At 41.3% G+C, this 25,589-nt stretch carries 33 protein-coding genes and 1 other annotated feature; all 33 genes read right to left on the bottom strand.

Going from position 1 to position 25,589, the window contains the following annotated elements; translation table 11 throughout:
- Nucleotides 1-13 precede the first annotated feature (13 nt).
- Complete coding sequence (gene rpmD, locus FHR85_RS11445) at nt 14-196, bottom strand: 50S ribosomal protein L30 (RefSeq protein ID WP_167263368.1); 183 nt, start codon at nt 194-196, stop codon at nt 14-16.
- A 12-nt stretch (nt 197-208) separates the two neighbouring features.
- Nucleotides 209-712: a 30S ribosomal protein S5 gene (rpsE, locus tag FHR85_RS11440; RefSeq protein ID WP_167263365.1), complete on the bottom strand. Its 504-nt coding sequence runs from the start codon at nt 710-712 to the stop codon at nt 209-211.
- Between the two features lie 24 nt (nt 713-736).
- Entirely contained in the window at nt 737-1,099 is a 363-nt protein-coding gene (gene rplR, locus FHR85_RS11435; protein WP_167263363.1) for a 50S ribosomal protein L18, read from the bottom strand.
- Between the two features lie 32 nt (nt 1,100-1,131).
- Nucleotides 1,132-1,668, bottom strand: coding sequence for a 50S ribosomal protein L6 (gene rplF, locus FHR85_RS11430; RefSeq protein WP_167263360.1), 537 nt, complete (start codon nt 1,666-1,668; stop codon nt 1,132-1,134).
- Nucleotides 1,669-1,698: 30 nt separating this feature from the next.
- A complete protein-coding gene (gene rpsH / locus FHR85_RS11425; protein WP_167263358.1) occupies nt 1,699-2,097 on the bottom strand; it encodes a 30S ribosomal protein S8 in 399 nt (132 codons plus the stop codon).
- A gap of 29 nt (nt 2,098-2,126) precedes the next feature.
- A complete protein-coding gene (locus FHR85_RS11420) occupies nt 2,127-2,312 on the bottom strand; it encodes a type Z 30S ribosomal protein S14 (RefSeq protein ID WP_167263356.1) in 186 nt (61 codons plus the stop codon).
- Nucleotides 2,313-2,336: 24 nt separating this feature from the next.
- Complete coding sequence (gene rplE, locus FHR85_RS11415; RefSeq protein ID WP_167263354.1) at nt 2,337-2,876, bottom strand: 50S ribosomal protein L5; 540 nt, start codon at nt 2,874-2,876, stop codon at nt 2,337-2,339.
- A gap of 26 nt (nt 2,877-2,902) precedes the next feature.
- The gene (rplX, locus tag FHR85_RS11410; protein WP_167263352.1) at nt 2,903-3,214 is read right to left on the bottom strand and encodes a 50S ribosomal protein L24; all 312 of its coding nucleotides are present in this window, start codon (nt 3,212-3,214) and stop codon (nt 2,903-2,905) included.
- 38 nt (nt 3,215-3,252) lie between these two features.
- The gene (gene rplN, locus FHR85_RS11405) at nt 3,253-3,621 is read right to left on the bottom strand and encodes a 50S ribosomal protein L14 (protein WP_167263349.1); all 369 of its coding nucleotides are present in this window, start codon (nt 3,619-3,621) and stop codon (nt 3,253-3,255) included.
- A 42-nt stretch (nt 3,622-3,663) separates the two neighbouring features.
- Entirely contained in the window at nt 3,664-3,927 is a 264-nt protein-coding gene (gene rpsQ, locus FHR85_RS11400) for a 30S ribosomal protein S17 (RefSeq protein ID WP_167263347.1), read from the bottom strand.
- Between the two features lie 19 nt (nt 3,928-3,946).
- Nucleotides 3,947-4,150, bottom strand: a complete 204-nt coding sequence (rpmC, locus tag FHR85_RS11395; RefSeq protein WP_167263345.1) for a 50S ribosomal protein L29 — start codon at nt 4,148-4,150, stop codon at nt 3,947-3,949.
- On the bottom strand, nt 4,140-4,574 hold the full coding sequence (rplP, locus tag FHR85_RS11390; protein ID WP_167263343.1) for a 50S ribosomal protein L16: 435 nt from the start codon (nt 4,572-4,574) through the stop codon (nt 4,140-4,142). Before rplP ends, rpmC begins: the two co-directional genes overlap by 11 nt.
- 18 nt (nt 4,575-4,592) lie before the next feature.
- On the bottom strand, nt 4,593-5,234 hold the full coding sequence (gene rpsC / locus FHR85_RS11385) for a 30S ribosomal protein S3 (protein WP_167263341.1): 642 nt from the start codon (nt 5,232-5,234) through the stop codon (nt 4,593-4,595).
- Nucleotides 5,235-5,237: 3 nt separating this feature from the next.
- Complete coding sequence (rplV, locus tag FHR85_RS11380) at nt 5,238-5,582, bottom strand: 50S ribosomal protein L22 (RefSeq protein WP_167263339.1); 345 nt, start codon at nt 5,580-5,582, stop codon at nt 5,238-5,240.
- A 19-nt stretch (nt 5,583-5,601) separates the two neighbouring features.
- Entirely contained in the window at nt 5,602-5,880 is a 279-nt protein-coding gene (gene rpsS / locus FHR85_RS11375) for a 30S ribosomal protein S19 (protein ID WP_167263337.1), read from the bottom strand.
- 45 nt (nt 5,881-5,925) lie between these two features.
- Nucleotides 5,926-6,765, bottom strand: a complete 840-nt coding sequence (gene rplB, locus FHR85_RS11370) for a 50S ribosomal protein L2 (RefSeq protein WP_167263336.1) — start codon at nt 6,763-6,765, stop codon at nt 5,926-5,928.
- 31 nt (nt 6,766-6,796) lie between these two features.
- Complete coding sequence (rplW, locus tag FHR85_RS11365) at nt 6,797-7,087, bottom strand: 50S ribosomal protein L23 (RefSeq protein WP_167263334.1); 291 nt, start codon at nt 7,085-7,087, stop codon at nt 6,797-6,799.
- Nucleotides 7,087-7,710 (bottom strand): 50S ribosomal protein L4, encoded by a 624-nt coding sequence (gene rplD, locus FHR85_RS11360; RefSeq protein ID WP_167263332.1) that lies wholly within the window; start codon nt 7,708-7,710, stop codon nt 7,087-7,089. The genes rplW and rplD overlap by 1 nt, the downstream gene beginning before the upstream one ends.
- A 27-nt stretch (nt 7,711-7,737) precedes the next feature.
- A complete protein-coding gene (gene rplC / locus FHR85_RS11355; protein WP_167263329.1) occupies nt 7,738-8,364 on the bottom strand; it encodes a 50S ribosomal protein L3 in 627 nt (208 codons plus the stop codon).
- A 20-nt stretch (nt 8,365-8,384) separates the two neighbouring features.
- On the bottom strand, nt 8,385-8,693 hold the full coding sequence (rpsJ, locus tag FHR85_RS11350) for a 30S ribosomal protein S10 (RefSeq protein ID WP_167263327.1): 309 nt from the start codon (nt 8,691-8,693) through the stop codon (nt 8,385-8,387).
- Nucleotides 8,694-9,057: 364 nt separating this feature from the next.
- Nucleotides 9,058-10,248, bottom strand: coding sequence for an elongation factor Tu (tuf, locus tag FHR85_RS11345; RefSeq protein ID WP_167263325.1), 1,191 nt, complete (start codon nt 10,246-10,248; stop codon nt 9,058-9,060).
- A 126-nt stretch (nt 10,249-10,374) separates the two neighbouring features.
- Nucleotides 10,375-12,453, bottom strand: coding sequence for an elongation factor G (gene fusA, locus FHR85_RS11340; protein WP_167263323.1), 2,079 nt, complete (start codon nt 12,451-12,453; stop codon nt 10,375-10,377).
- Between the two features lie 41 nt (nt 12,454-12,494).
- The gene (rpsG, locus tag FHR85_RS11335) at nt 12,495-12,965 is read right to left on the bottom strand and encodes a 30S ribosomal protein S7 (protein WP_167263321.1); all 471 of its coding nucleotides are present in this window, start codon (nt 12,963-12,965) and stop codon (nt 12,495-12,497) included.
- A gap of 35 nt (nt 12,966-13,000) precedes the next feature.
- Nucleotides 13,001-13,420, bottom strand: a complete 420-nt coding sequence (gene rpsL, locus FHR85_RS11330; protein ID WP_167263319.1) for a 30S ribosomal protein S12 — start codon at nt 13,418-13,420, stop codon at nt 13,001-13,003.
- A 93-nt stretch (nt 13,421-13,513) separates the two neighbouring features.
- Nucleotides 13,514-13,765 (bottom strand): ribosomal L7Ae/L30e/S12e/Gadd45 family protein, encoded by a 252-nt coding sequence (locus FHR85_RS11325; RefSeq protein ID WP_167263317.1) that lies wholly within the window; start codon nt 13,763-13,765, stop codon nt 13,514-13,516.
- 194 nt (nt 13,766-13,959) lie between these two features.
- Nucleotides 13,960-17,586: a DNA-directed RNA polymerase subunit beta' gene (rpoC, locus tag FHR85_RS11320; protein ID WP_167263315.1), complete on the bottom strand. Its 3,627-nt coding sequence runs from the start codon at nt 17,584-17,586 to the stop codon at nt 13,960-13,962.
- Between the two features lie 46 nt (nt 17,587-17,632).
- On the bottom strand, nt 17,633-21,187 hold the full coding sequence (rpoB, locus tag FHR85_RS11315; RefSeq protein WP_167263313.1) for a DNA-directed RNA polymerase subunit beta: 3,555 nt from the start codon (nt 21,185-21,187) through the stop codon (nt 17,633-17,635).
- 356 nt (nt 21,188-21,543) lie between these two features.
- The gene (locus tag FHR85_RS11310) at nt 21,544-22,149 is read right to left on the bottom strand and encodes a methyltransferase (RefSeq protein ID WP_167263311.1); all 606 of its coding nucleotides are present in this window, start codon (nt 22,147-22,149) and stop codon (nt 21,544-21,546) included.
- Between the two features lie 194 nt (nt 22,150-22,343).
- Nucleotides 22,344-22,709 carry a 50S ribosomal protein L7/L12 gene (gene rplL / locus FHR85_RS11305; RefSeq protein WP_167263309.1) on the bottom strand — a complete coding sequence of 122 codons (366 nt, stop codon included), beginning with the start codon at nt 22,707-22,709 and terminating at the stop codon, nt 22,344-22,346.
- A 51-nt stretch (nt 22,710-22,760) separates the two neighbouring features.
- A complete protein-coding gene (gene rplJ, locus FHR85_RS11300; protein WP_167263307.1) occupies nt 22,761-23,270 on the bottom strand; it encodes a 50S ribosomal protein L10 in 510 nt (169 codons plus the stop codon).
- A 44-nt stretch (nt 23,271-23,314) separates the two neighbouring features.
- Nucleotides 23,315-23,472 (bottom strand) — a sequence feature (ribosomal protein L10 leader region).
- A 43-nt stretch (nt 23,473-23,515) separates the two neighbouring features.
- Nucleotides 23,516-24,214 carry a 50S ribosomal protein L1 gene (rplA, locus tag FHR85_RS11295; protein ID WP_167263305.1) on the bottom strand — a complete coding sequence of 233 codons (699 nt, stop codon included), beginning with the start codon at nt 24,212-24,214 and terminating at the stop codon, nt 23,516-23,518.
- 193 nt (nt 24,215-24,407) lie between these two features.
- Nucleotides 24,408-24,833, bottom strand: coding sequence for a 50S ribosomal protein L11 (gene rplK, locus FHR85_RS11290; protein ID WP_167263303.1), 426 nt, complete (start codon nt 24,831-24,833; stop codon nt 24,408-24,410).
- A gap of 135 nt (nt 24,834-24,968) precedes the next feature.
- A complete protein-coding gene (gene nusG, locus FHR85_RS11285; protein ID WP_167263301.1) occupies nt 24,969-25,502 on the bottom strand; it encodes a transcription termination/antitermination protein NusG in 534 nt (177 codons plus the stop codon).
- Between the last annotated feature and the right edge of the window lie 87 nt (nt 25,503-25,589).

Here is a 25,589-nt window from a genome sequence, read left to right as displayed (position 1 = left end):
CGTTAATCGTTACTTACGCTTCTTTTACCTCAACTAAGTGGGATACTTTGTTGATCATGCCACGAATCGCTTCTGTATCGTCATGAACGACTGATTGTCTGATTTTATTAAGACCTAGTGCTTTAACCGTGTCGCGCTGGTCTTGCTTACGGCCAATTACACTACGTGTGAGGGTAATTTCTAATTTGTTAGCCATGTTTATCCCTCCTTATCCTTTCAGTTCCTCAACAGATTTGCCGCGTAGTCTCGCAACTTCCTCTGCTGTTTTAAGTTCGCTTAAACCTCGAATTGTCGCACGCACCATGTTAATCGGTGTGTTAGATCCTAGTGATTTCGATAGGATGTCGTGCACACCTGCTAATTCTAACACCGCACGAACTGGGCCACCTGCAATAACTCCTGTACCTTCAGAAGCCGGTTTTAGTAAGATGTTACCTGAACCAAATTGACCATGAATTTGGTGAGGAATTGTTGTATTAACAATCGGTACACGTACTAAATTACGTTTACCTTCTTCGATCGCTTTACGAATAGCTTCTGGTACTTCGTTCGCTTTACCAGTACCGAAACCAACGTGACCATTTTTGTCACCGACAACAACAAGTGCTGTGAAACGGAAACGGCGACCACCCTTCACAACTTTTGCGACACGATTAACCGTAACGACACGTTCTTCAATATCAAGCTTACTTGGATCGATTTGTGTATGCATGCTTTTCCCTCCTTTATAACTTAATTAAAATTCTAATCCTGTTTCGCGTGCAGCATCAGCTAATGCTGCTACTCGGCCATGGTATAAGTAACCACCACGATCGAAAACAACGGATTGATAACCTTTATCTGTTGCACGTTTAGCGACTAATTCACCGACTTGTTTTGCAGCTTCAACATTTCCAGTTGCTTCTCCGTTGAATTCTTGATCAACTGTAGAAGCACTTGCAACTGTTACTCCAGCAAAGTCATCAATTAGTTGTGCATAGATGTGTTTATTTGAACGGTAAACATTTAAGCGTGGACGCTCAGATGTACCGACTAAATCGCGACGAACACGGGTATGACGCTTTTTACGAGCAGCGTTCTTATCTTGCTTCGTAATCATCTAGGTCACTCCTTTCTGTCTCTTAACGGAAATTATTTAGCACTCTTACCTTCTTTAGTGCGTACATGTTCATTTTCATAACGAAGACCTTTACCTTTGTAAGGTTCAGGTGTACGAATAGAACGAATGTTAGCTGCTGCCGCACCGACTCTTTCTTTATCGATTCCTTTGATTACAATACGTGTATTCGTAGGACATTCGATATCGACACCTTCGATCGGGTCGATTTCAACTGGATGAGAGTAACCAGCGTTTACGACAAGCTTTTCACCTTGCATTTGCGCACGGTAACCAACACCATAAATTTCTAAAGCTTTTTCGAAACCTTTAGAAACACCTTCAATCATGTTAGCAATATTACTACGAGTAGTACCGTGGATTGCTCGGTGTGCTTGTTTTTCACTTGGGCGTACGACTGTTAACTCTTGACCATCAATTTTAACGTCCATGTCTTGATGGATCGTGCGTGATAGTTCGCCTTTAGAACCCTTCACTGTCACAACGTTACCATCAACACTTACCTCAACATCATTTGGGATTTCAATTGGTTTTAAACCTACACGTGACATTCATTACACCTCCTGACTGTTCATTAGTGATTACCAAACGTAAGCTAGCACTTCGCCGCCTACCGCTTTTTGACGAGCTTCTTTATCCGTTAATACACCGTGGGATGTTGAAACAACAGCGATACCTAACCCGTTAAGAACACGTGGAACCTCATCTGATCTCACATAAACACGCAGGCCTGGCTTACTGATTTTCTTAATTCCTGTAATAACACGCTCGCTATCAGCACTGTATTTTAAGAATAGACGTAGAACGCCTTGTTTATTATCTTCAATGAATTCGTAGTCACGGATGAAACCTTCACGCTTTAGAATATCAACGATTTCTTTTTTCAAGTTAGAAGATGGTACTTCTAATTGATCGTGACGTGCCATATTGGCGTTACGAATTCGTGTTAATAGATCTGCAATTGGATCTGTCATTGCCATTTCTGATTACCTCCTTCCCGACTCTGGGCTTACCAACTAGCTTTTTTCACGCCTGGAATTTGTCCTTCGTATGCTAATTCACGGAAACAAATTCGGCATAATTTAAATTTGCGAATAACTGAATGTGGACGGCCACAACGTTCGCAACGTGTATATTCACGTACTTTAAATTTTTGATTACGTTGTTGTTTCGCGACCATTGATTTCTTAGCCACAATTTTCCCTCCTTTAGGTGAAAGTTACTGTCTGAAAGGCATTCCGAATTGTGAAAGCAATTCACGAGATTCTTCATCCGAGTCAGCAGTTGTAACAATTACGATATCCATACCGCGTACTTTGTTAACTTTATCGTAATTAATTTCCGGGAAAATCAACTGTTCTTTAACACCTAGTGTGTAGTTACCGCGTCCATCAAATGCTTTGCTTGAGATACCACGGAAGTCACGTACACGTGGTAGTGAAACAGCAATAAGCTTATGAAGGAACTCGTACATACGCTCACCACGTAGTGTTACTTTAGCTCCGATTGGATTACCTTGACGAAGACGGAATCCAGCAATAGATTTCTTCGCTTTTGTAATCACCGGTTTCTGACCGGAAATTAATTCTAATTCTTCTACAGCGTTATCTAACGCTTTTGAATTCTGAACAGCATCGCCAACACCCATGTTGATCACAATCTTTTCAATTTCAGGTGCTTGCATAACTGAATCATATTCAAATTTATTCATCAAACTAGGTACAACTTCTTCTTTGTACTGCTTTTTAAGTGCGTTCATCAAGTAGACCTCCTTTCCTCACAAAACTATTTATCTAAAGGTTCACCAGATTTCTTTGCGATGCGAACTTTCTTACCGTCACGTACTTCATGGCCAACACGGGTTGGTTCATTTGTGTTCGGGTCGACAGGCATCACATTAGAAACATGAATTGGCGCTTCTTGGTTTAAAATTCCGCCCTGTGGATTTTCTTGAGATGGTTGAGAGTGTTTCTTCATGTAGTTAACACCTTCTACCACAACGCGTTCCTTCTTAGGAAATGATTCTAAAACAGTGCCTTCTTTTCCTTTGTCTTTACCGGAAATGACTTTAACTTTGTCGCCTTTTTTTACATGCATGAATCGTGCACCTCCTTAACAAGGCTTTATTTTCTCTATTATAAAACTTCTGGCGCTAGGGAAACGATCTTCATGAATTTGTTTTCACGTAGTTCACGTGCAACAGGTCCGAAGATACGTGTTCCGCGTGGGCTTTTATCGTCACGTACGATAACAGCAGCGTTTTCATCAAAACGAATATATGAACCGTCTTTACGACGTACGCCTCTCTTAGAACGAACAATAACAGCTCTTACGACTTCGCTTTTTTTAACAACGCCTCCTGGTGTTGCTTGTTTCACTGTGCAAACGACAACATCACCAATATTCGCTGTTTTACGTCCTGAACCACCTAGTACTTTGATCGTTTGTACTTCACGGGCACCAGAGTTATCAGCTACTTTTAAAGTACTTTCTTCTTGGATCATACAATTGCTACCTCCCTTCGGAAATACTCCGAGTGAACTTTATTAAATAACAACAGCTTCTTCTACGATATCTACTAGACGGAAACGTTTGCTAGCTGATAAAGGACGTGTTTCCATAATACGAACGACGTCGCCTTTCTTAGCTTGGTTGTTTTCGTCATGTGTTTTGAATTTCTTAGAATATTTAACACGTTTGCCGTATAGTGGGTGGAACTTATAAGTCTCAACTAAAACCGTGATTGTTTTATCCATTTTGTCAGAAACAACACGACCACTATAGACCTTACGAGAATTACGATCAGCCATCGAGGTAACCTCCTCTCAATTATCGATTATTTACGCCGATTTCTCTTTCACGAATCACTGTTTTCATACGTGCAATTGACTTGCGTACTTCACGGATACGTACAGTGTTCTCTAACTGTCCCGTAGCAAGTTGGAAGCGTAGGTTAAACAGTTCTTCTTTTAATGATTTGACCTTTTGTTCAATTTCGGCAGTGGTTAGTTCTCTGATTTCATTAGCTTTCATTGCTATCACCACCAATTTCTTCACGTTTTACGAACTTCGTTTTTACTGGAAGTTTGTGAGATGCAAGACGTAGTGCTTCACGAGCAACCTCTTCACTTACACCTGCTACTTCAAACATAATCTTTCCTGGTTTTACGACAGCTACCCAACCTTCTGGAGCACCTTTACCGGAACCCATACGTACTTCTAATGGTTTAGCTGTTTTTGGCTTATCTGGGAAGATCTTGATCCAGACTTTACCGCCACGTTTCATATAACGAGTCATTGCAATACGAGCAGCCTCGATTTGACGACTTGTAATCCATTCACCTTCAAGAGCTTGTAAGCCGTATTCACCGAATGTCACCTCTGTACCACCTTTGGCTTTACCTTTAAGGCTAGTACGGTGTGGCTTACGATATTTAACGCGTTTAGGCATTAACATATTGCTGATCCTCCTTCCTTATCCATCATTTTTTGTTGGAAGGACTTCACCACGATAGATCCACACTTTAACACCTAACTTACCGTAAGTAGTGTCAGCTTCTGCATTACCGTAATCGATGTCTGCACGAAGAGTGTGAAGTGGAACAGTTCCTTCGCTATATTGTTCGATACGAGCCATATCCGCTCCGCCTAGACGACCAGAAACTTGTGTTTTAACACCTTTAGCTCCTGAACGCATAGCGCGTTGAATAGCTTGTTTTTGTACACGACGGAAAGAAACACGATTCTCTAACTGACGTGCAATATTTTCAGCAACTAATGTTGCATCAAGTTCAGGTTTCTTAACTTCTACAATGTTGATATGAACACGTTTACCAGTTAAATGGTTTAGTTCATTACGTAGGTTTTCAACTTCTGAACCACCTTTACCAATGACCATCCCTGGCTTAGCAGTATGAACAGAAATGTTAACACGGTTTGCAGCGCGTTCAATATCAACTTGTGAAACGCTTGAGTCTTTTAAGCGCTCTGTAATATATTCACGAATTTTAATGTCTTCATGTAAAAGATCTGCGTATTCTTGCTCAGCGTACCATTTTGACTCCCAGTCACGAATGATACCGACACGAAGACCTTTCGGGTTAATTTTTTGACCCACTATTTATCCCTCCTTCTTTTCTGATACCACGACTGTAATGTGGCTTGTGCGCTTGTTAATAGCAGTTGCACGGCCTTGTGCACGTGGGCGGAAACGTTTAAGTGTTACGCCTTCATTAACGTATGCTTCAGAAACAACTAAGTTATCAACATCTAATTCATAATTGTGTTCTGCGTTTGCGATAGCAGAGTTTAATACTTTTTCAATGTCTGGTGTCGCTGCACGGTTTGTGTGCTTAAGTGTTGCGATAGCTTCGCCTACATCTTTTCCTCGAATTAAATCGATAACTAAACGAGCCTTACGAGGAGCGATACGAACCGTTTTAGCTACAGCTTTAGCTTGTTGCATCATGCAAACCTCCTCTCATCTAGCGTTTTGTTTTCTTATCGTCACCTGCGTGACCTTTAAACGTTCGTGTTGGCGCAAATTCACCTAATTTATGACCGACCATGTCTTCAGTCACATAAACAGGGACATGTTTACGACCGTCGTAAACAGCGAATGTGTGTCCTACGAACTGTGGGAAAATGGTAGAACGACGTGACCAAGTCTTAATAACTTGTTTATCGTTTGATTCATTTAATTTCTCGACTTTTTTCATCAGATGATCGTCTGCGAAAGGTCCTTTTTTCAAACTACGACCCATTAATAAGCCTCCCTTCATGTTTAAGCAACATGTTGCTTAGCAGCATTATTTCTTCTTCTTCTTGCGACGACGGACAATATATTTGTCTGAGTCTTTATTACGTTTACGCGTTTTGTAACCAAGTGTTGGTTTGCCCCATGGTGTAACTGGAGAAGGCATACCGATTGGTGCGCGTCCTTCACCACCACCGTGTGGGTGATCACTAGGGTTCATAACAGAACCGCGTACTGTAGGGCGAACGCCTTTCCAACGACTACGACCAGCTTTACCGACTCTGACTAGTTCATGTTCGTTGTTACCAACTTGACCGATTGTTGCACGGCAAGTACCTAGGATACGGCGAGTTTCACCAGACGCTAAACGAACAAGTACATATTTCTCTTCACGTCCAAGCACTTGAGCTTGTGCACCTGCTGAACGAACTAATTGGCCACCGTGACCTGGTTTAAGTTCAACATTATGAACTGTAGTACCGACTGGAATATCTTTTAGAGGTAATGCATTACCTGTTTTAATATCTGCTTGCTCACCTGATTGAATTTCTCGGCCTACTTTTAGACCTCTAGGTGCTAGGATATAGCGTTTTTCACCATCAGCATAATGGATTAGTGCAATGTTTGCTGAACGGTTCGGATCGTATTCGATTGTAGCAACGTGTCCTGGTATACCATCTTTGTCACGCTTGAAATCGATGATACGATACTTACGCTTATGTCCTCCACCTTGATGACGAGTGGAAATTCTCCCTTGGTTGTTACGACCTGCTTTGTTTTTAAGCGGCGCAAGTAAGGATTTTTCCGGCGTGGACGTCGTGATTTCTTCATTTGTTAATGTTGTCATAAAGCGACGTCCATTTGTGGTTGGTTTATACTTTTTAATCGCCATCGTGATTTCCCTCCTTTTAGTAAATTATTTATTATACTGTTTCAAAGAAGTCTAGCTCTTCACTGTCTTCAGTGAGTTGAACGATCGCTTTTTTACGGTCAGGGCGGTAGCCACCGTAACGACCCATTCTTCTAAACTTACCTTTAACGTTAATGGTATTAACTTTTTCAACTTTAACATTGAAAATTTCTTCTACTGCATTTTTGATTTCTGTTTTGTTAGCTGATTTCAATACTTCAAATGTATATTTTTTCTCAGCCATCAAATCCGCAGAGTGTTCGGTAATGATTGGGCGCTTAATGATATCTCTTGCCTCTTTCATTATGAAAGCACCTCCCCTGCTTGTTCAGCTGCTTCTTTCGTGATTAGCAGCGCGTCATGCTTCATTAAATCTAAAACATTAATGTCATCAACTGTTAGAACTTCAACTCCTTGAAGGTTGTTAGCTGATAGAGCAACGTTTTCATTTTCATTAGCTGTTACGATTAGTGCTTTACCATCGATATTAAGATTGCTTAGCAATGTAACAACTTCTTTTGTTTTCGGTGCTTCGAAGTTTAATTCATCTAGCACATAGATTTCGTCTGACTTCACTTTTGAAGCTAACGCTGATAATAGCGCTAAACGACGAACTTTCTTAGGTAGCTTGTAGCTGTAGCTACGTGGCGTAGGGCCAAACGCAGTTCCGCCACCAACCCATTGAGGTGAGCGAATTGATCCGTGACGTGCACGACCAGTACCTTTTTGGCGCCATGGTTTACGTCCACCACCGCTTACTTCTGAGCGACCTTTTACTTTATGAGTTCCTTGACGCAAGTTCGCTTGTTGCATCACAACTGCGTCATGTAAGACAACTTCATTCGGCTCAATACCAAATACGTTCTCTGCAAGTTCAGCGTCGCCAACTTGAGAACCCGCTTGGTTATATAGTGCTACTTTAGGCATGACATTTCCTCCCTTCGTTAGTTATTGTTACGCCTTAACTGCACTTGAAATTTTTACGTAAGATTTTTTAGCGCCTGGAACATTACCTTTAATAAGGATTAAGTCGTTTTCAGCGTCCACCTTAACCACTTCAAGGTTTTGGATTGTAACTGTTTCTCCACCCATTTGTCCAGGGCCTTTCATTCCTTTGAATACACGTCCTGTGTCCATTACACCAATTGAACCTGGTGAACGATGGAAATGAGAACCGTGTGTTTCAGGTCCACGACCTTGATTATGGCGCTTGATTGCACCTTGGAAACCTTTACCTTTTGAAGTACCTGTGACATCAACCATTTGTCCAGCTTCAAACATATTAACGCTCAATACTTGACCTTGTTCATAATCGTCAAGATTAACGTCACGGATTTCACTAACGAAGCGCTTAGGTTCAGCTTCTGCTTTCTCAGCATGACCTTTCTCCGCTTTCTTAACGCGATTAGGTTTTTCATTTGAGAAACCAACTTGGATCGCTTCGTAACCATCATTTTCTTCTGTTTTCTTCTGAAGAACAGTATTACCTTCAGCTTGAACGACTGTGACCGGTAGTTGTTCACCGTTTTCAGAGAAAACTTGCGTCATACCGATTTTGCGTCCTAAGATTCCTTGCGTCATCCGTCACACCTCCTAAAAATTTATAATTTAATTTCAATGTCTACGCCAGATGGTAAATCTAAACGCATCAATGAATCCACTGTTTGTGGTGTTGGGCTCAAAATGTCAATCAAACGCTTATGTGTACGCATCTCAAATTGCTCACGAGCATCTTTGTACTTATGTGTACCACGTAAGATTGTATAAATAGAGCGTTCTGTCGGCAATGGAATTGGACCAGAAACCTCTGCTCCAGCGCGTTTTGCCGTGTCTACGATTTTCTCAGCTGACTGATCTAAAATCTTGTGTTCATACGCTTTTAATCTGATACGAATCTTTTCGTTTGCCATTACTTTCCCTCCTTTGTCGCCTATCTTTTCAACAGACATTCTCCGCGGAAATTTTCCCCACACCTTGCCATGGCAAAGGGGCCGGGTGTGTCGGCAACCTTCCACTTCATCGCCTTGTTTGACTGCAACATTTAGATTATAGTAAATATCATTTAAGAATTCAAGGGAAAATACTATATTTCTCATCACAGCCACTCAAATCATTATACAAAGTAGAACCCTTGAGTTCAAGCCATAGATTAATATTCAGAATTCTTGTGTAAATACTTTTGAAAGCTCTACCTTTTATTACCCAATAGTTTTCATAAGAAAAGCTACCAGCCGTAGCTGGTAGCTTTATTAATTATGATCCTTACGATCGTTATTACTTAACGATTGTAGAAACAACGCCCGCACCTACAGTACGGCCACCTTCACGGATTGAGAATTTAGTACCTTCTTCAATCGCGATTGGTGAAATAAGTTCAACGTCCATTTCTACGTTATCGCCAGGCATAACCATTTCTACACCTTCAGGTAGCTGGATAACACCAGTTACGTCTGTTGTACGGAAGTAGAACTGTGGGCGATAGTTTGAGAAGAATGGTGTATGACGACCACCTTCGTCTTTTGATAGAACATAAACTTCAGCTTTGAAGTTAGTGTGTGGTGTGATTGAACCAGGCTTAGCTAGTACTTGGCCACGGCTGATTTCTTCACGGCTAACACCACGTAGTAGCGCGCCAATGTTGTCACCAGCTTCAGCATAGTCTAGAAGCTTACGGAACATTTCAACACCTGTAACTGTTGTCTTGCTTGAATCTTCAGCCATACCGATGATTTCAACATCGTCACCAACTGATACCTGACCACGCTCAACACGGCCTGTTGCAACTGTACCACGGCCTGTGATTGAGAATACGTCCTCAACTGGCATCATGAATGGCTTATCAGTATCGCGCTCTGGGTTTGGAATGTAGCTGTCAACAGCTTCCATTAGTTCGATGATAGCATTTTCATACTCTTCATTACCTTCGATTGCCATAAGAGCAGAACCTTTAACAACTGGAATGTCGTCACCAGGGAAGTCATATTCGCCTAGTAAGTCACGAACTTCCATTTCTACTAGTTCTAGAAGCTCTTCGTCGTCTACCATGTCGCACTTGTTAAGGAATACAACAATTGCTGGTACACCAACCTGACGAGAAAGTAAGATGTGCTCACGAGTTTGTGGCATTGGACCGTCAGCTGCTGATACAACTAGGATCGCACCGTCCATTTGTGCTGCACCTGTGATCATGTTTTTAACATAGTCAGCGTGACCTGGACAGTCAACGTGTGCATAGTGACGGTTTGCTGTTTCGTACTCAACGTGAGCTGTTGAAATTGTAATTCCACGCTCTTGCTCTTCAGGAGCACCGTCGATCTGATCGTAAGCCATTACGTCCCCTGCACCTGATTGTTTGTTAAGTACTGTCGTGATTGCTGCTGTTAAAGTCGTTTTTCCGTGGTCAACGTGACCAATTGTCCCAATGTTAACGTGGGATTTGGAGCGGTCAAATTTTTCTTTTGCCATTTATATTTCCTCCTTAAAGTAAATAATTATTAATTTATTTATATTGTGGGTTTATCTTCCGAGAGTGTCTCTCGAAAGATAACTCCTTACAATACCTTTTATAAGTGATTCGCGTTAAAAAATCAATTATTCACCACTATTTTTCTTAATAATTTCTTCAGAAATTGATTTAGGAACTTCTTCATAGTGGCTGAAATGCATGGTGTACGATCCACGACCTTGCGTGTTTGAACGTAGTGCTGTCGCATAACCGAACATCTCTGAAAGTGGAACGAATGCATCAACAACTGATGCTGGGCCACGAGTACCCATACCTTCTACACGTCCACGGCGAGATGTGACATCTCCCATGATATCACCCATGTATTCTTCTGGCACAACGATCTCTACTTTCATCATTGGTTCAAGAAGAACAGGTTTACATTTAGCTTTTGCTTCTTTAAGAGCCATTGATGCGGCTACTTTAAACGCTGTTTCGTTCGAGTCAACATCGTGGTAAGAACCATCAAATAGTGTTGCTTTTACGTCGATTAATGGATAACCAGCTAAAACACCATTTTCTAATGTTTCGCGTATACCTTGATCAACTGACGGAATGTATTCTTTTGGAACAACACCACCAACGATTTTATCGTGGAATTCGTAACCTGCACCTTCTTCGTTAGGTTCGAATTTAACCCAAACGTGACCGTATTGTCCACGACCACCAGACTGGCGTACGAATTTACCTTCAACTTCTGCTGAAGCACGGAAAGTCTCACGATAAGCAACTTGTGGTGAACCAATGTTAGCTTCTACTTTAAATTCTTTTTTCAAACGGTCAACGATTACGTCTAAGTGAAGCTCACCCATACCGTGAATAATCGTTTGTCCTGTTTCGTCATTTGTTTCTGTTTGGAATGTTGGGTCCTCTTCAGCTAGCTTAGCTAAAGCGATGCCCATCTTATCTTGATCGGCTTTTGATTTAGGTTCGATAGCAACAGCAATTACTGGATCAGGGAACTCCATTGATTCAAGAATAACTAAGTTTTTCTCATCACTTAGTGTATCCCCTGTTGCTGTGTCTTTCAAGCCGACACCACCTGCAATGTCACCAGCGTATACTTCTGGAACTTCTTCACGGTGGTTCGCATGCATTTGTAGGATACGACCGACACGTTCACGTTTATCTTTCGTTGCGTTCTTAACGTAAGAACCACTCTTAAGTGTTCCTGAATAAACACGGAAGAACGTCAACTTACCAACATAAGGGTCTGTCATAACCTTAAAGGCTAGTGCTGAGAATGGCTCGTTGTCATCAGACTTACGAACAACCTCTTCTTCAGTATCCGGTTTGAAACCTTCAATTGCTGGAACATCTACAGGTGAAGGAAGATAGTCAATAACAGCGTCTAATAGTAATTGAACACCTTTGTTCTTGAATGCTGAACCTACAAGTACTGGGTAGAATTCAACGTCACAAGTTCCTTGACGAATTGCACTTTTTAGTTCTTCCGTCGTAAAATCTTCACCTTCTAAATATTTCATCATTAGATCTTCATCTAATTCAGCAACTGCTTCAACTAATGAAGCGCGATACTCATCTGCTTGTTCCTTATAGTCATCAGGAATTTCTGTTGCATAAGCACGCGTACCTAAATCATCTTCATAGTAATACGCTTGCATAGTCACAAGGTCGATGATTCCTTCAAAGTGATCTTCAGCACCAATTGGTAACTGAATTGGGTGTGCGTTTGCACCTAAACGTTCTTTTAACGTACCTACAGAGTATAAGTAGTCAGCACCTACTTTGTCCATTTTGTTAATGAAAACAACACGTGGAACTCCGTAAGTCGTCGCTTGTCGCCAAACAGTCTCTGTTTGTGGTTCAACACCTGACTGTGCGTCTAGTAAAGCGACCGATCCGTCAAGGACACGTAATGAACGTTCAACTTCAACTGTGAAGTCCACGTGTCCTGGAGTATCGATAATATTAATACGATGGTCATTCCATTGGGCTGTTGTGGCCGCAGACGTGATTGTAATACCACGGTCTTGCTCTTGGCTCATCCAGTCCATTTGAGAAGCACCTTCGTGAGTCTCTCCCAGCTTATGAATACGTCCTGTGTAATACAAGATACGCTCAGTAGCTGTCGTTTTACCAGCATCGATGTGTGCCATAATTCCAATGTTACGATACTTGTCTAAGGAGAACTCTCTTGGCATAATAATGTCTCCTTCCTGTGATTGGATTTATAATTGATTGATTACCAACGATAGTGAGCGAATGCTTTGTTCGCTTCTGCCATTTTATGCATTTCTTCACGGCGTCTAACCGCTGCACCTGTATTATTGGATGCATCTAAAATTTCATTCGCAAGACGTTCTTCCATCGTTTTCTCACCGCGTAAACGAGAGTAGTTAACGATGAAACGAAGACCTAGTGCCTGACGACGTTCTGCACGAACCTCTACAGGTACTTGATAGTTGGAACCACCAACACGACGTGCGCGCACCTCAAGTACTGGCATGACGTTTTTCATAGCTTCTTCGAATACGTCCATAGGATTTTGACCACTACGTTGTTCGACTAAGTCAAACGCAGCGTATAAGATTTTTTGTGCTGTACCTTTCTTACCATCAATCATAATTTGATTGATTAAACGAGTCACTAACTTAGAGTTGTGAATCGGATCAGGTATTACGTCTCTTTTTGGGACTGCACCTTTACGTGACATATGTTAGCCTCCCTTCATTCATCATCATTTATTTTTTACTTTTTAGCTTTAGGGCGTTTCGTACCATACTTAGAACGTCCTTGTTTACGTCCTTCAACACCTGCAGTGTCTAATGCACCGCGAACAATGTGATAACGGACACCTGGTAAGTCTTTAACACGTCCACCACGAATTAGAACAACACTGTGTTCTTGTAAGTTGTGGCCGATACCAGGGATGTAAGCTGTAACCTCAATTTGGTTTGATAAACGCACACGTGCATATTTACGAAGTGATGAGTTTGGCTTCTTCGGTGTCATTGTTGCAACACGTGTACACACACCACGTTTTTGAGGAGCAGGGTTGTGTGTTTGACGATTCTTTTGAGAGTCGTAACCTTTGTTCAACGCTGGCGCGTCTGAACCTGCTCGTTTAGTCTTACGTCCTTTACGTACTAATTGATTAATAGTAGGCATTATATATCCTCCCTTCGTTCTTTTTGTAATTCCACACATCCAGGTGGTTCATAAAAAGGCAAAAAAGAAACTTACATGCATCAGCATATAAAGTTACTTTGTTATTGCCACCGTCGCTGCATTAACATCGATCCCACTTGCTTGACCTAGTTCTTTCATCGAATCTACTTCAATCACTGGGATTTGATGATTCTCAGCAACATCAACAATTTTATTTGTCACATGTCGCTCTGCATCACTTGCAATCACGACTTCTAGTGCTTCGCCATGTTTAATAGCTTTTTGCACTTGTTTTGCTCCAATTTTTAAACGTTTTTGTGCCTTGAGTACTTTTTCATAAGACATCTTTCATCCTCCAAAGTAACAAGGTTAAATGAAGCACCTTTGATATATTATCACTGCATGACTATTGTGTCAACGAAAAATGTAGAAAAACATGGTGATTTTTAAATTAGGGTGCGACCAACCTGTTAGCATTTTCATTAAGATAAGTAGAGCATCGCGCCGCCCGGCGACGATGCTCATCTTTACCTTACTAATTATGATTCTGTTGTGACCTCTTCTGCTTGAACTTCTTCTACGTTTCCAACGTCTACATCCGGTTCGTTTTTAACATGTTTAAGGTTTCTGTAACGATCTAAACCTGTACCAGCAGGAACAAGTTTACCGATAATGACGTTTTCTTTCAGACCCATTAACTCGTCATACTTACCTTTGATTGCTGCGTCTGTTAGGACACGTGTTGTCTCCTGGAATGATGCAGCTGATAAGAATGAATCTGTTTCTAGTGATGCTTTCGTGATACCAAGAATAATTGGTTTCGCAACAGCAGGCTGGCCACCTTGTACTAAGACATCGTGGTTCGCTTCTTTGAACTGTTGGAATTCCATTAATGATCCAGGTAGTAAGTCTGTGTCACCAGCTTCAATCACACGTACTTTACGTAGCATTTGTCTTACCATGACTTCGACGTGTTTATCGCTGATTTCAACACCTTGCATACGGTAAACTTTTTGTACTTCTTTAAGCAAGTACTCTTGAACGCCCTGCAAGCCTTGAACATTGATTAATTCTTTCGGATCAATAGAACCTTCAACAAGCGCTTGACCTGGTTCTACTGTGTCACCTTCTTCTACTTTCATACGCGCATTGTACATAGCGTTGTACTTGCGTGTTTCGATTTGACCTTGAACAACGACTTCTTTCTTATCTTTGAACTCGTTGATTTCTTTAACTGTTCCGTGAATTTCACTAATGATCGCTTGACCTTTAGGATTACGAGCTTCGAATACCTCTTGGATACGTGGTAGACCTTGTGTGATGTCATCACCAGCTACACCACCAGTGTGGAAGGTACGCATCGTTAGCTGTGTACCAGGTTCACCGATTGACTGTGCTGCGATAATTCCAACTGCTTCACCAACATCCACTTGCTCACCTGTTGCCATGTTACGTCCATAACATTTCTTACAAGCGCCATGTGGTGTGTTACAAGTGAAGACTGAGCGGATGACAACTTCTTCAACACCGGATTCAACAATTTCTTTAGCGATGTCTTCTGTGATTAGCTCATCACGTTTAACTAGGACGTCATTTGTTTCAGGATGTTTCACTGAACGGAATGCTGTACGTCCTACTAGACGGTCATAAAGTGGCACGATTGTTTCGCTACCTTCACTTAATGTGCTAACTTCCATACCTCGGTCAGTTCCACAATCATCTTCGCGGACAATCACGTCTTGCGCAACATCTACTAGACGACGTGTTAAGTAACCTGAGTCAGCAGTCTTAAGCGCGGTATCGGCAAGACCTTTACGAGCACCGTGTGTCGAAATAAAGTATTCTAATACCGTTAAACCTTCACGGAAGTTCGATTTGATCGGTAGTTCGATGATTTTACCAGATGGGTTAGCCATTAGACCACGCATACCAGCTAACTGTGTGAAGTTAGAGGCGTTACCACGTGCTCCAGAATCACTCATCATATAGATTGGATTCAAGTTACCTAATGCGCCTAATAGACGATTTTGAATATCGTCTTTTGCATCTGTCCATACAGAAACAACACGATCATAACGTTCGTTTTCCGTGATTAAACCACGACGGAACTGTTTAGTAACGTTATCAACTTTCTCTTGTGCATCATCAATAATTTGTTGTTTTTCATCTAATACAACGATGTCAGAAACACCGATTGTGATACCTGCTTTAGTTGAGTATTTGAACCCTAAGTCTTTCATACGGTCAAGCATTTTCGATGTTTCTGAAAGCTTGTAGTATTTGAAGACTTCAGCGATGATATCACCCAAGATGCCCTTCTTGAATGGTAGTACTAAATCACGTGATTGCAGTACTTCTCTTGCATCTTCTGTAGGGTCGATGAAATATTGATCTGGTGTTTCAACTTCTAAGTTAGAAGCTGTCGGTTCATTCATGTAAGGGAATGAATCCGGCAAGATTTCGTTAAAGATAATCTTACCAACAGTTGTAATCAACACTTTGCGATTTTGCTCTTCGGTGAATTGTGGTTTATTTAACGATCCTGCATAAACACCGATTCTGCTGTGTAAATGAACATAACCATTATTATAAGCAGTTAACGCTTCAGATGGTGTTGAGAAAACTTTACCTTCATTAAGAGCATTTTCGCGCTCTAATGTTAAGTAATAGTTACCTAATACCATGTCCTGAGATGGTGTAACAACTGGCTTACCATCTTTCGGGTTCAGGATGTTTTGCGCTGCGAGCATTAATACACGCGCTTCTGCCTGCGCTTCTTGTGAAAGCGGAACGTGTACCGCCATTTGGTCACCGTCGAAGTCAGCGTTATAAGCTGTACATGCGAGTGGGTGTAAACGAATCGCACGCCCTTCAACTAGGACTGGTTCGAATGACTGAATACCTAAACGGTGTAATGTTGGTGCACGGTTTAACATAACTGGGTGATCTTTAATCACATCTTCAAGCACATCCCAGATTTCTGGGCGTAAACGTTCAATGTTTCGCTTAGCTGACTTGATATTATGCGCCAAACCACGATCAACAAGTTCACGCATGACGAATGGTTTGAATAATTCAATCGCCATCTCTTTAGGTAAACCACATTGATACATCTTTAAGTTCGGACCAACAACGATAACTGAACGACCTGAATAGTCAACACGCTTACCAAGTAAGTTTTGACGGAAACGACCTTGCTTACCTTTCAGCATGTGTGAAAGTGATTTAAGTGGACGGTTTCCTGGTCCTGTTACTGGACGACCGCGACGACCATTATCGATTAATGCGTCAACTGATTCCTGTAACATACGTTTCTCGTTTTGCACGATAATCGTTGGTGCACCTAAATCTAATAAGCGCTTCAAACGATTGTTACGATTAATTACACGACGGTAAAGGTCGTTAAGGTCTGATGTCGCAAAACGACCTCCGTCTAATTGAACCATCGGACGTAATTCTGGAGGAATGATTGGTAAAACATCCAATACCATCCAAGCTGGATCATTTCCTGAGTTACGGAATGATTCAAGCACTTCAAGTCGCTTAATCGCACGTGTACGGCGCTGACCTTGCGCTGTTTTCAATTCTTCTTTTAACTCTTCTACTTCAGATTCTAAATCAACACTATGAAGTAGTTTACGAATTGCTTCTGCACCCATATGAGCTTGGAAAGACTTGCCGTATTTATCGTAATAAGCACGGTACTCTTTCTCAGAAAGCAATTGTTTCTTTTCAAGTGGGGTGTTACCTGGTTCTGTCACGATATATGAAGCGAAATAAATCACTTCTTCTAAAGCACGAGGTGACAGATCAAGAACTAAGCCCATACGGCTCGGAATACCTTTGAAATACCAGATATGAGAGACAGGGGCAGCTAATTCAAGATGCCCCATACGCTCACGTCGAACGGTCGCTTTCGTTACTTCAACGCCACAACGGTCACAAACAATGCCTTTATAGCGAACGCGTTTGTATTTTCCGCAGTGACACTCCCAATCTTTTGTTGGGCCAAAGATTCTTTCGCAGAAAAGACCGTCTTTCTCCGGCTTCAATGTACGATAGTTAATCGTTTCTGGCTTTTTAACTTCTCCGTAAGACCATGCACGAATTTTCTCCGATGCCGCTAAACCAATTTTCATATACTCAAATTTATTTACATCGATCAAGGAGACTACCTCCCTCATTTTTTCGAACAGTTAATTGATAGAACAATTATTCAGCCGACTCCTCTGGCTCATGTCGTTCTATATTGACGTTTAATTGATCAGTCGATTGATCATCTTCTTCTAGATCTCGCATATCGATTTCCGTTTCATCATCCGTTAACATCTTTACATCCATACCAAGACTTTGCAGTTCCTTGATTAAGACGCGGAATGATTCTGGAACACCTGGTTCAGGTAAGTTCTCACCTTTGACGATTGCTTCATACGTTTTCACACGTCCAACCACATCGTCAGACTTAACGGTTAATAGCTCTTGAAGTGTGTACGCTGCACCATATGCTTCGAGAGCCCAAACTTCCATCTCACCGAAACGCTGACCACCAAACTGTGCTTTACCACCAAGTGGTTGTTGCGTAACAAGTGAATACGGTCCAGTCGAACGAGCGTGTAGTTTGTCGTCAACCATGTGTTCTAGCTTGATCATATACATGACACCCACTGAAACGCGGTTATCGAATGCATCGCCAGTACGACCGTCATAAAGGACGGACTTACCATCACGAGCTAAGCCAGCTTCTTCCATAGTTTCCCAAACATCTTCTTCGTTCGCACCATCAAAGACAGGTGATGCCACGTTGATATTTAATTCGCGAGCTGCCATACCAAGATGTAATTCTAACACCTGTCCGATATTCATACGAGACGGAACACCTAATGGGTTAAGCATGACATCAACAGGTGTACCATCTGGTAGGAATGGCATATCCTCTTCCGGTAAAATACGGGAAATAACACCTTTGTTACCGTGACGGCCTGCCATCTTGTCACCTTCAGAAATACGGCGTTTTTGAACAATATAAACACGGACAAGCTTGTTAACGCCTGGCGATAATTCATCTCCGTCAACACGGTTGAACACTTTTACGTCGTGTACAATACCGCCACCACCGTGTGGTACGCGTAGAGATGTGTCACGAACTTCACGAGCTTTTTCACCGAAAATAGCGTGAAGTAGGCGTTCTTCAGATGATAATTCTGTCATACCTTTTGGCGTAACCTTACCGACTAGAATGTCACCATCTGTTACTTCAGCACCAACACGAATGATTCCACTTTCATCTAAGTCTTTCAGAGCGTCTTCACCAACATTAGGAATGTCACGTGTGATCTCTTCAGGACCTAGCTTCGTGTCACGTGCTTCCGATTCAAATTCTTCAATATGAATCGAAGTGAACACATCGTCTTTAACCAGACGATCGCTCATGATCACGGCGTCCTCATAGTTATAACCATCCCAAGTCATAAAGGCAACTAATGCGTTACGACCTAAGGCTAGTTCTCCGCGATCCATTGACGGACCATCAGCGATGACTTCACCTTTTTCTAAGCGATCACCTTTAGAAACGATTGGACGTTGGTTATAGCAAGAACCTTGGTTGGAACGGATGAATTTTTGGAAACGATAGCGATCTAAATCGCCTTCTACTTCCTTACCATCAACTGTTTCAATTCGACGAACATGAACTTCTTTTGCTTCAACTTTTTCTACAACACCTTCGTGTTGGTTAACAATTGCTGCACCTGAGTCTTTACCAGATACATATTCCATTCCTGTACCAACTGTTGGTGATTCAGGATCAATCAACGGTACAGCTTGACGCTGCATGTTCGCACCCATTAAGGCACGGTTAGAGTCGTCATTTTCTAAGAATGGAATACATGCTGTTGCTGCAGATACAACCTGCTTCGGCGAAACGTCCATGTAGTCAATTTGTTCACGTTTTACAACGATGTTTTCACCACGGAAACGAGCAATAACTTCTTCATCCGTAAAAGTACCATCTTCATTCAATGTTGCGTTTGCCTGAGCAACAATGTAGTTATCTTCTTCATCTGCTGTTAAGTAATCAGTATGACCCGTTACTTTACCTGTTTCAGGGTCAACACGGCGATATGGCGTCTCAATGAAACCAAATGGATTCACTTTCGCATAAGATGAAAGTGAGTTAATCAGACCGATGTTTGGTCCTTCTGGTGTTTCGATTGGACACATACGACCGTAGTGCGAGTAGTGAACGTCACGGACTTCCATACCAGCACGTTCACGCGTTAAACCACCTGGTCCTAGAGCTGATAGACGACGTTTGTGCGTCAATTCAGCTAATGGGTTCGTTTGGTACATAAATTGCGATAACTGTGAACTACCAAAGAACTCTTTAATCGAAGCAATAACCGGTCGAATATTGATTAACTGTTGCGGCGTAATGGACTCTGTATCTTGAATAGACATACGTTCACGAATGACACGCTCCATACGAGACAAGCCAATTCGGAATTGGTTTTGTAACAACTCACCTACAGAACGTAAACGACGATTACCTAAGTGGTCAATATCGTCTGTTTTACCAACTGTGTGCAACAAGTTAAAGAAGTAACTGACCGACGCAACAATGTCTGAATAAGTGATATGTTTAAGTTCATCATCAACAATACTATTACCAATGACATTGAGTGTTTTCTCACCATCTGGATCAGTCGGATCAATGATCTTAATCGATTGGATTTTCACAGGATCTTCTAACACACCATCTTGTGGTTCTAAAATCTGTTCACCAACGGCATCTTCTTCTTTTTCTAGATAAGGAATAATCTTATCTAATAAACGACGGTTCAGTTTATCGCCTTTTCGAGCGATGACTTCACCTGTTTCTTCGTCAGCAATTGATTCTGCCAACGTTTGATTAAACAAGCGATCTTTGATTTGTAGTTTCTTATTCATTTTGTAACGACCGACACGGGCTAAATCATAACGTTTCGGGTCGAAAAAGCGGGAATAAAGCAAGCTTTTTGCGTTCTCTGCTGTCGGTGGTTCACCCGGGCGTAACCGTTCGTAAATCTCGATCAGTGCTTTTTCACTATCTTCTGTGTTGTCTTTTTCTAAGGTGTTACGAACAAATTCGTTGTCACCTAATAAATTAATAATCTCTTCATCAGAGCTAAAACCTAAAGCACGTAACAACACGGTGATTGGCAATTTACGTGTCCGGTCAATACGCACATGAACGACATCTTTAGCATCAGTTTCAAATTCTAACCAAGCACCACGGCTCGGAATAACTGTTGACGTGTAACCTTTCTTGCCGTTCTTATCAATTTTGTCGCTGAAATAAACACCTGGTGAACGAACAAGTTGAGAAACAATCACACGTTCAGCACCATTAATAATGAACGTACCTGTGTCTGTCATTAATGGGAAATCACCCATAAAGACTTCTTGTTCTTTCACTTCACCTGTTTCCTTGTTTAACAAGCGAACTTTCACACGTAACGGCGCATTATACGTTACGTCACGTTCTTTTGCATCATTGACCGAATACTTCGGTTCACCTAATGAGTAATCCACAAACTCTAATGAGAGGTTACCAGTAAAATCTTCTACTGGTGAAATGTCAGCAAACATTTCTTTTAACCCTTCATCTAAAAACCATTGATACGAAGCGGTTTGAATCTCGATTAAGTTCGGTAATTCTTGCACTTCGCTAATTCGCGCGTAGCTTCTACGCTGGCGGTGTCGACCATATTGAACTAGTTGACCTGTCAACTGCTTCACCCCTCAAACAACCAAATATTTAAAACAAAAAACCGTCCGACATTTAGGCATGCCGAACTTGCTTGATCCACATCGTTTCACAAGCCTATATAACAACATCTGTATGTTCACAAATGTTATATCTAACTTTTTTCAAAGGATATACAATTTATCCAAAACATGATAAACTATATATCTATAAACGAGCATGTAACCATTATCGGTTTAACGTGCTCAGTTTATACCTCAAAACGGCTCTATTTCACTTATCTACAAATCATTGTTAATATTTTTTAGAAAGTATAAAAAATAACTTGACAAAGATTTGTATCTAGTGGCATTTTTTAATGATATCACAAGGCTACTAGCTAGTCAATTTTAATTGACTTTAAAACATAATAACCTTTATCCCGTTTTATAACGTCAACATTTCCGAAAACATCCTCCATTTTCTTTTTTAACGAAGGAGCTCCTTGTTTCTTTTGTACAACTAACCACAATTCACCCTGCTGAATGAGACACTTAAAACTTTGGTCAACAATATCAAACACAACCGCTTTCCCCGCTCGAAATGGTGGGTTTGTAATAATGGTTGTATAGTCATTAGCCCGAAGATCAGTCAGTCGATCATTGATGAAAGCTTTGGCTTCTTTAACTTGATTTTCTTGGATATTTTTATGAGCTAGTTGAATCGCACGCTCATTAATATCCACCATGTCAATGCTCAAACCCTCATATTGTTTAGCAATAGTAATGCCAACCGGACCATAACCACACCCAACATCCAAAATACGCCCTGATTCATTCGGTATCGAAAAATGTTCTAGTAAAACACGCGTACCATAATCAACTTGTTTCTTGGAAAAAACACCATCATCTGTATGGAATATTAAATTTATATCATTGATCTTCGTCTGAAATTGGGACGGATGGCTTTCGCTTTGGGGACTATTTGTAAAATATTGTTCACTCACAATCTCACCTTCTCGCTAAATCGATCATTATTCGTTGGGGAATTGTAGATTACATGTTAAGTTAAGAAGAAAAACTGAGCTTCCGCCAAAAAGATCTAGCGAAAGCTTAGTTTTAGTACTTTTAAGAACATTAATTTAAACAAACATAAGCTCGCTGATAGATTGGTCAGCGAGCTTATTTAACTTAATGACTATTATTTTAATTCGATTGTTGCGCCAGTTTCTTCTAGTTGTTCTTTCATTTGGTCTGCGTCTTCTTTCGCAACGCCTTCTTTAACTGTACCAGGTGCATTGTCAACTAGTTCTTTAGCTTCTTTAAGACCTAGGCCAGTGATTTCACGTACTGCTTTAACAACTTTGATCTTAGAGTCGCCAGCGTCCGCAAGAACAACTTCGAATTCTGTTTGTTCTTCAGCTTCTTCTTCGCCACCTGCTGCACCTGCTGCTGCAACTGGTGCTGCTGCTGATACACCAAATTCCTCTTCAATTGCTTTAACTAATTCATTAAGATCTAAAACTGACATTTCCTTAATCGCATCAATAATTTGCTCTTTAGTCATGATTAAGTTCCTCCTTGTGATTTGTGTTTTTATCCGTTTTAGGCGACTGGATTAAGCGCCTTCTTCTTCATTCTTCTGATCTGCAACTTGTTGTGTTGCATACGCGAAGTTACGCATTGGTGCTTGTAGTACGCTAAGTAGCATCGCAACAAGACCTTCGTGTGACGGTAATTCTGCAAGTTCTTGCAGTTGTTCAACTGTTGCAATTTGTCCTTCGATTACGCCACCTTTAATTTCAAGTGCTTGATGGTCTTTAGCGAATTGACCAATAACTTTGGCTGGGGCAACAGCATCTTCTTCACAGAATGCAATTGCTGTAGGTCCAACTAGTACATCGTTCAATTCTTCATAACCAACTTGTTCAACAGCACGGCGTGTCATTGTGTTTTTATAAACACGGAACTCTACACCTGCTTCACGAAGTTGTTGACGAAGTTCACTTACTTCATCTACGTCAAGGCCACGATAGTCAACAAGTACTGATGTCTTACTGTTTTGGAAACCTTCAGCGATCATCTCAACCTGTTGCTTTTTGTGCTCAAGTACTTGACCTTTGCTCATCGTTCCACCCCCTAGTCTTATTTATCATCATACCGTGTGGTGTTTATAGCATCAAAAAATGCCTCCATGTAGACATGGAGGCATGATGGATTTACTTTGTACACATTTCGAGTGTCCAATTATATCACGTCACACACCTCGGCAGGGCAAGAATTAAGCGACGAATCGCCCCTGCTGTCTACGGTATAATCATTATTTAATTTAACAACGTCTCAAATTATAACTAATATATAATCGAAAGTCAATTACTTTTTAGCGTAACTTGAAATGTCAACACGGATTCCAGGACCCATTGTTGATGATACTGAAGCATTACGCATATAAGTACCTTTAGACGTTTGTGGTTTAGCTTTCACTAATGTCTCAGTTAGGGCTTCAAAGTTTTCGACGAGTTTTTGATCATCGAATGATACTTTTCCGATCGGTACATGAACGTTTCCAGATTTATCAACGCGGTATTCAACTTTACCAGCTTTGATTTCTTGGACAGCTTTTTCAATTTCAAACGTTACAGTACCTGTTTTAGGGTTTGGCATTAAGCCTTTTGGTCCTAATACTCGACCAAGCTTACCAACTTCCGCCATCATGTCAGGTGTTGCAACAACAACGTCGAATTCGAACCAACCATTATTGATTTGATCAATGTATTCTTGGTCGCCTACGTAATCTGCACCTGCAGCTTCAGCTTCTTTCGCTTTATCACCTTTAGCGATTACTAGGACGCGTTGGCTTTTACCTGTACCGTGTGGTAGAACCATCGCACCGCGAATTTGTTGGTCAGCTTTTTTAGGGTCTACCCCTAAGCGGAAAGCCGCTTCAACTGTTTCATCAAAGTTAGCAATTGATGTTTTCTTAACAAGTTCAACTGCTTCTTGAATATCATACGTTTTTGAACGATCAACAAGCTTTAGAGCTTCCTGAAACTTTTTACCTCTTTTAGCCATTTTAACTTCCTCCTCAATGTGGTTTTAACGGTTGAACCTCCCACTAAAGTCAACTCGTACTCATACGAGCCTTTAGGCGAAGACAGTATCATGTGCTTTGGCTATACACAGAACTGCTTATCCTCAAACGCCGTAATAAAGGTTGCGAAACGACTTCCGCAACCTCCCCCGAGCGTTTTCAAGTTTAGAAGGATTATCCTTCAATCGTGATGCCCATGCTACGTGCAGTACCTTCAACCATACGTACCGCCGCATCGACGTCAGTAGCGTTTAAGTCAGGCATTTTCGTTTCAGCAATTTCGCGAACTTGATCGCTTGTTACTGAAGCTACTTTATTACGGTTTGGCTCACCAGAACCTGACTCGATACCAGCTGCTTTCTTAAGAAGCACCGCAGCAGGTGGCGTTTTGGTTACAAATGTAAATGAACGGTCTTCATAAACCGAAATTTCAACCGGAATAATCATACCAGCTTGATCTTCTGTTTGTGCGTTGAATTCCTTACAGAATCCCATGATATTAATACCAGCTTGACCTAGTGCAGGACCTACTGGTGGAGCTGGGTTTGCTTTACCTGCAGGAATTTGTAATTTTACAACGTCTACTACTTTTTTAGCCACGAGACACACCTCCTTAAAGTCCGTGATGTGGTTGCGGGAACTCTTGTCCCTCCCACTCATTTATTACGACGACATTTTTAGCCGTACGAAACATAAAAATTCTAGCATCTTTATATCAAAAATGCAACCATCTGATTATATTTTTTCGACTTGATTAAAGTCTAATTCTACTGGCGTTTCACGACCAAACATATTAACGTGAACTTTAAGTTTTTGTTTATCAGCATCAATATTCTCAATCGTACCTTCGAAATTAGCAAATGGTCCATCAATGACGCGAACCAATTCTTTCAATTCGAAATCAACTTCTTGTTGTGTTTCTTGGACACCCATGCGTTTCAAGACGCGCTCAGCTTCTTCAGGCAACACTGGCGTTGGCTTTTGTCCCGCACCTGAAGAACCTACGAATCCAGTAACACCAGGTGTATTACGCACAACAAACCAGGAATCATCTGTCATGACCATTTCAGTTAACACGTAACCTGGAAAGGTCTTTTTCATTGCAGTCTTCTTTTTGCCATTCTTCACTTCGGTCTCTTCTTCTTCAGGCACAATGACACGGAAGATCTTATCCTCCATACCCATCGATTCGATTCGTTTTTCTAAGTTTAATCGCACTTTGTTTTCATAACCTGAATACGTGTGGACGACATACCAATTCTTTTCCATAAATCCGGCCTTAGCCTTCCCTCCTATACTTTCTCCGGGTTTTTTGACAATATAAAAAACCCGGCCGAGCGGGTTTCTTTTGTCAAC

Origin of the sequence: Alkalibacillus almallahensis (assembly GCF_011761495.1) — a bacterium.
Taxonomy (GTDB): domain Bacteria; phylum Bacillota; class Bacilli; order Bacillales; family Alkalibacillaceae; genus Alkalibacillus; species Alkalibacillus almallahensis.
Note: the sequence above shows the minus strand (reverse complement) of the source record. Positions and strands in the feature narration are given on the sequence as shown.